9 protein-coding genes are annotated in these 8,447 nt (G+C 61.8%); 7 read left to right on the top strand and 2 right to left on the bottom strand.

Going from position 1 to position 8,447, the window contains the following annotated elements; all coding sequences use genetic code 11:
* Positions 1-7: 7 nt before the first annotated feature.
* Complete coding sequence (locus SMA01S_RS23680) at positions 8-544, bottom strand: superoxide dismutase family protein (protein WP_066827894.1); 537 nt, start codon at positions 542-544, stop codon at positions 8-10.
* A 134-nt stretch (positions 545-678) separates the two neighbouring features.
* Here SMA01S_RS23680 and SMA01S_RS23675 point away from each other — a divergent pair, with 134 nt between their 5' ends.
* Positions 679-2,181, top strand: a complete 1,503-nt coding sequence (locus SMA01S_RS23675; protein WP_066827893.1) for a DUF4403 family protein — start codon at positions 679-681, stop codon at positions 2,179-2,181.
* Positions 2,182-2,337: 156 nt separating this feature from the next.
* Positions 2,338-3,051 (top strand): hypothetical protein, encoded by a 714-nt coding sequence (locus SMA01S_RS23670; RefSeq protein ID WP_066827891.1) that lies wholly within the window; start codon positions 2,338-2,340, stop codon positions 3,049-3,051.
* Here the strand turns inward: SMA01S_RS23670 and SMA01S_RS23665 are convergent.
* Positions 3,048-3,752 (bottom strand): VC0807 family protein, encoded by a 705-nt coding sequence (locus SMA01S_RS23665; RefSeq protein WP_218016949.1) that lies wholly within the window; start codon positions 3,750-3,752, stop codon positions 3,048-3,050. The two genes, SMA01S_RS23670 and SMA01S_RS23665, sit on opposite strands and share 4 nt — an antisense overlap.
* Positions 3,753-3,952: 200 nt before the next feature.
* On the opposite strand from SMA01S_RS23665, the gene SMA01S_RS23660 reads away from it, so the two are divergent.
* The 5 genes from SMA01S_RS23660 (at position 3,953) to SMA01S_RS24365 (ending at position 8,098) form a co-directional block, all read left to right on the top strand.
* A complete protein-coding gene (locus SMA01S_RS23660) occupies positions 3,953-5,005 on the top strand; it encodes an energy transducer TonB (protein WP_066827887.1) in 1,053 nt (350 codons plus the stop codon).
* 170 nt (positions 5,006-5,175) lie between these two features.
* A complete protein-coding gene (locus SMA01S_RS23655; protein ID WP_066827885.1) occupies positions 5,176-5,565 on the top strand; it encodes a DUF6632 domain-containing protein in 390 nt (129 codons plus the stop codon).
* Between the two features lie 292 nt (positions 5,566-5,857).
* Positions 5,858-6,799: a DUF2971 domain-containing protein gene (locus SMA01S_RS24370; RefSeq protein ID WP_157094121.1), complete on the top strand. Its 942-nt coding sequence runs from the start codon at positions 5,858-5,860 to the stop codon at positions 6,797-6,799.
* On the top strand, positions 6,799-7,155 hold the full coding sequence (locus SMA01S_RS25425; RefSeq protein WP_369405681.1) for a 4-fold beta flower protein: 357 nt from the start codon (positions 6,799-6,801) through the stop codon (positions 7,153-7,155). The genes SMA01S_RS24370 and SMA01S_RS25425 overlap by 1 nt, the downstream gene beginning before the upstream one ends.
* 100 nt (positions 7,156-7,255) lie before the next feature.
* On the top strand, positions 7,256-8,098 hold the full coding sequence (locus SMA01S_RS24365) for a DUF3800 domain-containing protein (RefSeq protein WP_084250538.1): 843 nt from the start codon (positions 7,256-7,258) through the stop codon (positions 8,096-8,098).
* The last annotated feature ends 349 nt before the right edge of the window (positions 8,099-8,447 follow it).

The following is an 8,447-nucleotide window of genomic DNA, read 5'->3' as shown; positions in this document are numbered from 1 at the left end:
GCACGAACTACCCCTTCGCCAGCACCCCGCAGGCGACCCGCGCGCCGCTATTGCCCGACGGGTCGGTCTTGAGATCGTCGGCGGCCGCGTGGATGACCATCGCGGCGCCATCGGCATCCATCAGCGCGTCGAAGCTGCCGCCCGCCAGCCGCGTGGTCAGCGTGCCGCGCCCGTCGGCGCCAATCATCAAATTGGGCATGTCGCCTTCGTGCGGCCCCTGCGGGTTCATCGATCCGTGCTTCATGTTGGTCGGGTTCCAATGCCCGCCCGCGCTGGCGAAATCGGGCGCCTCGCATTTGCCGACCGTATGCAGATGCGCGCCGTGCATCCCGGGCGGCAGATCGAGCACATCGACCGCGACGCTGAGGCCGCCATCGACTTCGCGCACCGTCACCTTGCCGACTTGCTTGCCCGCCGCAGTCATCAGCGTCGCGGTCGCGATCCGTCCTGCCGCCGCGGGCGGGGGTTCCGTGCTTGTCCCGTTCGCCGTGCATCCCGCCAGCATCATCGGTGCGAGCGCCATCATCGCCGCCAGTCCGCGCATCCCGTTTCTCCCTGTGGTCCGATCGCGACAAGTATCGGCGCGGCGCGATTGTTCCGCAAGCGTTGCGCGGCGGCGATTTTGCTCGCGGCCCGGCCGCCCCATGCTATCGGAGCAGCGAACAGGGAGAACGAGCTATGCGCGGCAAGTGGTTGCTGTTGCTCACGATCGCGCTGGCGGCATGCGGCCGCGACCAGAACGATCCGCGGCCGCCACGGGTCGATACGGCGCCGGTCATGCCGAAGCTCACCTCCACCCTGGTGGTGCCGGTCGACGTGCGGCTCGCCGATCTGGAGAGCGAGCTCAACCGCGCCACGCCGCAGACCCTTTGGTCGATCGACCAGCGCGAGGAGAAATGCGTGCCCGCGCAGCGCCTGACCGCCTGCGCCATCAAGCGCAAGGACGGTAGCTGCCGGATCGGCATCAAGAAGCTGAAGGTCACGCCCGATCTGTCGTGCCGCATCGTCGGCCAGGTGACGCGCGGCCGCATCGCGCTGGGCGGCAGCGGCGGCGATATCGTCATCACCTTGCCGGTCCGCGCCACGGTCAGCGCGCAGGATGTCGGCGGGATCATCAAGCGCGAGACCGCGACCGGCGCCGCCAATGTCCGCGCGGTGGCCAAGCTGGGGATGACTCGCGCCTGGCAGCCGACCGCGACGGTGCGCATCGCCTATGACTGGACCAACCCGCCCGGGGTCACGATCCTGGGCAAGCGCATCACCTTCGTCAGCAAGGCCGATGCCAAGCTGGCGGGCGTGATCGCCGGGCTGGAACGCAGCCTGCCACAGCAACTCGCCAAGGTTCAGGTGCGCGACAAGGTGGCGGCGGCCTGGCGCGGAGCGTTCAGCACCCTGCTGCTCAATCGCGACAAGCCGCCGGTGTGGATGCGCGTCACCCCGCAGCGGCTGGGCGTTCAGGGCTATAGCGTGCAGGGCCGCAACCTGCTGCTGACCATCGCGGCGGAAGCCAATGCGGAGACCTTTGTCGGGATCAAGCCCGACGCGCCGCCACCCGCGCCGCTACCGCCCGCCTCTCCCCGGATCGGGCAGCGCGGGCTCAGGTTCAATATCCCCGTGCTCGCCGATTATGGCGAGCTGGAGCCAGTGGTCGAACGCGCGCTCGCCAAGCGCGCCGCGCGCGGCATCACCTTGCCCAAGCTCGGCGCGGTCGACGTCAAATTCGGCGACGTCACGATCTACGCGACCGACAATGGCCGTCTGGCGGTCGGGGTGCCGGTCCGCGCGAAACTGAAAAGCGGCTATCTGGGCGAGCGGCGCGGCGAGGTCTGGCTGACCGGCCTGCCGTTCAACGAACCCGATTCCGAAGTGATCCGGGTCGACGCCCTGCAGATCAAGACGCGCAGCGACAGCAAGGCGGTCGACCTGCTGGTCGCGTTGTTCACCGATCCCGAGACGATCGGCTCGATCCAGGCCGCGCTGACCGAGAATTTCGCCAAGGATTACGACCACGTCCTGACCGCGGCGCGGCGCGCGCTGGCCGAGCGGCGGGAGGGCGATTTCCAGCTGAGCGCCAAGATCGACGAGGTCCATCATGGGCGCATCATGGTGACCGGAGCGGGCCTGTTCCTGGCGGTCGAGGCGCGCGGAGCGGCGAGCGTCCTGTATCGCCCGCGGCGGTGAGTGGGGGGATTGGCGTCCAATACCGGACTGAACCGGCATCCGCCGCTCGCCCTGCACCGTTGAAGGTACAGCTAGCATGTGCTTCCGCGAAGGCGTCCGGAAAAGCGCCACAATTCCTGGTGATGCCGAGTTGACGAGAACCGTGGAGCAGTGACTATGCCGATGCTGTTGCCGGCCTTGCTGGTGGGTGCGGCCGTGCCGGCTGTGGCGCGGATCGAGGACGTCGTAGCCCGACCGGCCGCGTTCGACGGCAAGTGGCTCCGGTTGCGCGGCCAGATCGACCAATGCACCCATTTCGACTGCGCGATCTGTCCCGAGGATGCCAGCGGGGCGGTTAAGCCGGAAAACAAGTGCCTTGCGATCGAATGGGACAGGCAGGTCGGCAGCCGGCGCGAGATCGGCACGGATTTCGACCCGATCTATCGCTACGCCTCGGTCGAGATCGTCGCGCGGTTCGATAAAACGTGCCTGGAGGCCTGCACCGATCGCGCGCCGGTATTGTTGAAAACCCGCGTCGAGCAGGTGTTCAAGCGCCGACCAAGCGCATTGGGCGTGAACAGGCAGCGCGCGGTCAACCGCATGATCGATCCTCCGCCCGCCGCCGCCGCGCCGTTGATCGCCTTGCTGCGCCACCTCAACGGAGTGGCGGAGGGCGCGTCATCGCCTGTGCGATATCGCGTGTTCGCCGATCCCGACGATCGGGCGCTGGAGAACGATGCCATTATCTGCCGCAGCGCGGGCGTGGATGGCGGCCCAGCGACCTGGCCAGCCGACGCAGACTCGGCGCTTTTGGCGCGGAGCACCGAGGACGGTTTCAAATGCTTCTTTGCGCGGCATGCCGACGGCCAATGGGCGATTGCGCCCGATTAACGTTCACTCGGCGCTTTGCTCGTGCCGGCCGCCATCGCCGCCCGGCGCTCCTCCCCGCGACGTCTCGCGCGTTGCCCGTAGAGGAACGTCCACAGCGTCAGCGCGCCCATCGTGGCGTAGCCGACGATCGGTCCGACAATCAGATACGTGCGGATGGTCAGCGCGAAGACCAGCGCCACCGACACCGCGACATTGGCGAGCAGGCCCAGGCCCCACACCAACGTCATCACCGTCATCGTCCGGCGGAAGCCGGCATGGACCTGGAGCGCCTCGAACTCCTGCGCCTCCCCTTCCGACTTGCGCCGCATGCTCGCCCGCGCGAGTTGGTAGATCAGCGGCTTGCCGATCAGCGCCGAGCCGAGAAAGGCCAGCCCGATGATCCCGGTGACGAGGTTCTCGCGCAGCTGCAGGAACTTGGCCCCGCCGCCACCGATCATCGCCAGCAGCGACAGCACGATGCCGGCCACCACCAGCACCGACAGCGCATCGACCCGGCGGTGGCGCGCGAACTCGACCAGGCTCCACGCGATCGGCGGCGCCGACGACGCGAGCAGCGCGCGGACGTCGCCGAGCGGGGCTTCGGCGTAGGAGTAGATCGCGAAGGGCAGGATGAAATTGACCAGCGCCTCGACGAAGACGTGGGCGCCGTTCGTGCGGAGGTAGGTTAGGATGCGAGTACTCAGGCCTGTTTTCGCTTCCACTCGAACTTTCCTCGATGTTCCGGCGACAGGATAGGACCGCGGACGGAAGCCACAAGGTGCCGTGCCGCCGTTAGGTTCAGTTCGGCGCGATTGAGACATTGCGTTTTGCCCGAAGCCGGTCAGGATAGGAAAAACCGCCTTGGAGCAACAACATGATCCTGCGAGCAGCGACTATACTTGGCCTTTGCTCGACGGCGGCCATGGCGTCTCAGCAGGGGTTGGCACCGGCTATCCAGCCCAATGGCCTGGGCCGCGTGCTGGTGACCTGGTCACCGACTGAGGCACAATGCGGCGGTGCGCCGATCGCGCTCGGTCCGTTGGTGCGGCGGCCGCTCAACAATCTGTTCTGGCCGACCCAGTTCAAATTTAAGCCGGTGACGTTCCGCTTCACGATCGACGCGAGCGGTCGGCCATTGTCGATCGAGCGTATCGAGCGTATCGATTCCGACTTCGTGTCCTTCGGCGACGACCTCGCCCCGGCGCTTGCGGCGAGCCAGTTCGCCGGCGGCGCGAAGGCGTCGTGTCAGATCACCTACACGCCAAAGACGATGTCGTTGGCGGAGGCACCGGTCGGCGACCTGATCTCGTATACGATCTCGCCGATCGGCGGAGCCCTGCCCAACGAGGGCTGGGCACGGATCAAACCGGCCGGCGATTGCGCAAAGGCGCCGACGGTCGCGCCGCTCCTGTCGGCATTCCCCAATTACGCGCAGATTGCCGGAACGCCGGGCATCCACGAATGGACGCTTATCGGCTATGACATCGATCGCCAGGGCAAGCCGACGAACGTGCACATCATCGGCAGCAACGGCAATGCGGCTCTGGCAAAGGCGTCGGCCAAGGCGATGCAACGCTGGAAGTTCGCCGATGGCCCGCGGACGGGCTGCATCTATGCCTATCGGCGACCCCCTCTGACCCTGGCGGCACCGCCCGCCCCCGAGGAAGCGGCGTTCCGGTCCGCCGACGCTACCTGCGAGGAGCCGCACCAATGGACGCAACCGCTCTCGCTTCAGTTCCCGGAAAATTACCGACGGCGGATGATCGAAGGGTGGGCGATCGTGCGATACGACGTGGCGCCATGGGGCGCGGTGGGCAATCTCAAGGTCCTGGCGTCCCAGCCAAGCGAAGACTTCGGCAAGCAGGCAATCTTCATGCTGCAAGGCGCGACATTGCCGAAATCGTCACGCGGGCTGACGGGATGCGTGGATCGGGTGCGCTACGTGTTCGAACACAATGCGCCGCCGGTGGAGTGAGGATAAGGGGACGCTCGTCTCCGTACCGCGCCTGCGGCAAGCCTGTGCCTATGCAATGACATCTGACTGAATCACCGAAGCAGGGGTAGCCCCATCGCGAACCTGGTCTTTCACATCAGCTTGCGAGTTTCGCCGGCTAGGTTCAGTCTACCTGTGGGGAGGGCCGTCCGATGATCGGCAAGTATAGCCTGTTGCAAATTGCACTGTTCGTGTTCGGGCTCGTGTCCTGCCTGCTCTATCCGCTATCGATCGTCTGGCCGTCGGGCTGGTCGTGGCATGCGGGAGCGCCGATGGCATCGCATTACTTCATGATGATGGTCGGCGTGTACGCGACGCTCGGCGTCTTCCTGATGGTCGCGGCGCGCAATCCCGCCGCCAATAGCTCGCTGATCTGGTTCACCGTGGTGTCGAGCGCGGTGCATGCGCTGATCATGGCGGTGCAAGCGGTCGGCGATCCGATGCAGCGGGGCCACCTGCTCGGCGACGTGCCGGCGTTGTTGACGGTGGCGGTGGTGCTTGGGGGGTTGATGGTGGCGCAGGGGCGGCGGCGCGGCGCTTAGGTTTCGGGCCGACCTCGAGGCGGGGGCGCTTGCTCACTTCCGCTGTAGATCCGTGCATTTAGTAAACTGTTGCCGCGACTCCCCACCGTGACTCCCTGATCGCCAATCCCGCCTGTTTTTTGGGGTTTATTGTACATGCCACCGTAAAGGCACCGCACCTCCTATGGCCGACCGACCCGCCTTACGACGCGCCGGTTCGGTTGTGATCGACACAACCAATTTAGACACAATTAGCTTTGGCAGGTTGGCGCCATAGCTGTACAACCCTCAAGTCAAACGGAGAAACTGGCAATTGGCATCGCAGCCGGAAAAAATCTACGAAATTTCAAATAGCCTCGAACAGCAAGTCGCCCATTTGCTGCCGAGTAAGGCAAAATTTGTGCACTACACGTCACTTGCCGGATTCTATGGAATTACGGAGTCAGCGCGACTGCGATTCACCTCTGCTAAAAGCACGAACGACCCTTCCGAATTCCTATTTGGCGAGTCGGTTGTTACTAAGGCTTTGGAAGATTTGTTATCTGAGGAATCTGGTGATGATCTGATCATCATCCGGAACTGCCTTGCAATTTTTCCATCAAGAAAGTTCCAACCGTTCGTATTCTGTATGTCCGAAGTTATGGATGCCGAAGAAGAGAACGTGGGCGAATTGAGTCAATGGCGCTTATACGGCTCAGACGGCCGCGGAATTGCGCTAGTATTCAATGTCGAATCGACGGCGATGCTTACAAAGTTGCAGAATTTTGCCTCCCTACCTCGTCGCGTCGTGTATGGCGAAGAGGACGGAATCGCTCTCGTCAAAAGTGAGGTGAAAGATTTTCTGGTAAAGGTCGCTACGATTTCTCACGAAATTGATCTTACCGATGGGTTGAAGCAGCAAGAGATGGGACAACTGCTTGGGAATAAGGTCTTTTGGCTACCTAGCGTCATCAAACACAAAGCTTACAAGCACGAGCGAGAAGTGCGGTTAATCCGCGGAGACATCGGTGAGCACGTCGGCAATCCCTTGGTGTTCTTCGAGAAAAACGGCGTTCAAAGACCCTCCATAGAAAGATCTATATCCGAATTATTGGGAAGCCCACCTAATCAGTATCACAGCTCGCCAATTTCTAAGGTGATCGTTGGGCCGTCCTCTGACCAGGCTGCTATAGAAGATAGTATCAACCATTTCTTAAGCGCTAGAAATTGGACAGTTCCTGTAGTTAGATCTAACATTCCCTATCGAGTGTTCTGATGGCGATCAGCGAACCTCTGTATGATCGGGCCGGTCGGGTAATTGCGTTCTTGTTAAATGGCGATAGAATAATTTCGCGTAACGGCGCGAATGTGGCCTGGCTAAGAAATGGAAGTGTCTACAATTACTCGGGGCAACACTTAGGGTGGTGGGAAGGCGATCACGTTCGTGATCGAAATGGCGCCCTCATGTATTGGCAACGAGGCGCTTCGACTGGACTAATTCATCCAATTCCGCAAATTCCGCCCATTCCGCCCATTCCCCCCATTCCTCCGATCAAGCCGATTCCGGCGATCCCACCAATCAAACCTATCCGACGGTTGTCGTGGAGCGACAGCTCGCTCCCGGGACTATAGAAAAACCGAGCAGAAATAAGACAATTTGTTACTTAAAAAAGCATCATGATCTTTTTACGTTAATGTAGATTGACTTTCTCTGAACGGCTATATTTGATCGATGTTAGACACTCCGTCCAGCTACATCGTCTTCATCGATGAGGCAGGAGATCCCGGCATCAAACGTTATTCTACCGGTGATCCGCGATACGAATGGTTTACTGTTAGCGCGGTAGTCGTTCGACCTCGACTCGAACCGCTGATTGTGGATTGGGTACGAGAGGCGCGCGACGGTCAGAAAGGGCGTCAGACGGCCGTTTTACATTATCGTGACCTGACACAGGGCGCGCGGCAACACGTGTGCGAAATCATCGGCAGCAAACCGCTGCGAGCATTCGTCCTAGCTTCGCATAAGACAAATATGCGCCAGCACTACAACGCACGGTTGTCGACCGATGAACGAGCGTCGCGCTTCTACAATTGGTGCATCCGCATCCTGCTCGAACGCGTTACGGAATGGGCAGTCGGCCAATCGATGAGCGATTATGGTGAACGTCGACCCATCGAACTCGTCTTTTCCCAACGTGGCGGACATAACTATGCAAAGCTACGTTGGTATCTCTTTACCAAGTTGCAGTGGCAGGAAGATGCGGGAGAACTGTACCTCGGCCGACCTGTTAGCCGCGGTATGTTGCTCGACAGCCGCTGCACGGTCACTTCAACTAATCAACGCGCCGGGTTGCAGCTGGCAGACGTACTCGCGTCAGCGTTCTGGCAAGGGGCGAATAGCGGGATGCCGAACTATTCAACTGCTCCCGCCCTGGCGCTACGTCGGATCATTGCGCGCCCGCACAACGGAGCCGAAAAGGCCAACTTCGGATTAACTTTGTTGCCAATGCCTGAACAAGGCCAAATTCCGGAGACGGATCGCCCGCTGTTTCGTGCGTTCGGATATCAAATTTAAAGTGTGGCGGGCCCCGGCCTCGTCTGCACCGATCTGGCTGATAGGTCACCACTTCTAGGGCGGCCGTCCGATCGATTGCCGCTTTGCTCTAGGGCTTACGGCCGAGGTAGTTCCGGCGTATCCCGCCGAGGTCAACTTAGCAAAAAATAGATAGGAATCAACTGCTTGATAACCCATTGACGGGACTCAACTTTCTTGCCCGCGGCATCGGCTTTGCCGCGAAGACAGCCAGTCATAGTTCTGAGCGGTCCGGCGCCCGACCGGCGCAAACGACGGCATCTTGAACACGTGAGCCTTTCGTCGGCTGCCGGGGTCGGACCCAAACCCGCCCCCCCACTCACCCCCACCC

Origin of the sequence: Sphingomonas mali NBRC 15500, from assembly GCF_001598415.1 — a bacterium.
Taxonomy (GTDB): Bacteria; Pseudomonadota; Alphaproteobacteria; order Sphingomonadales; family Sphingomonadaceae; genus Sphingomonas; species Sphingomonas mali.
Note: the sequence above shows the minus strand (reverse complement) of the source record. Positions and strands in the feature narration are given on the sequence as shown.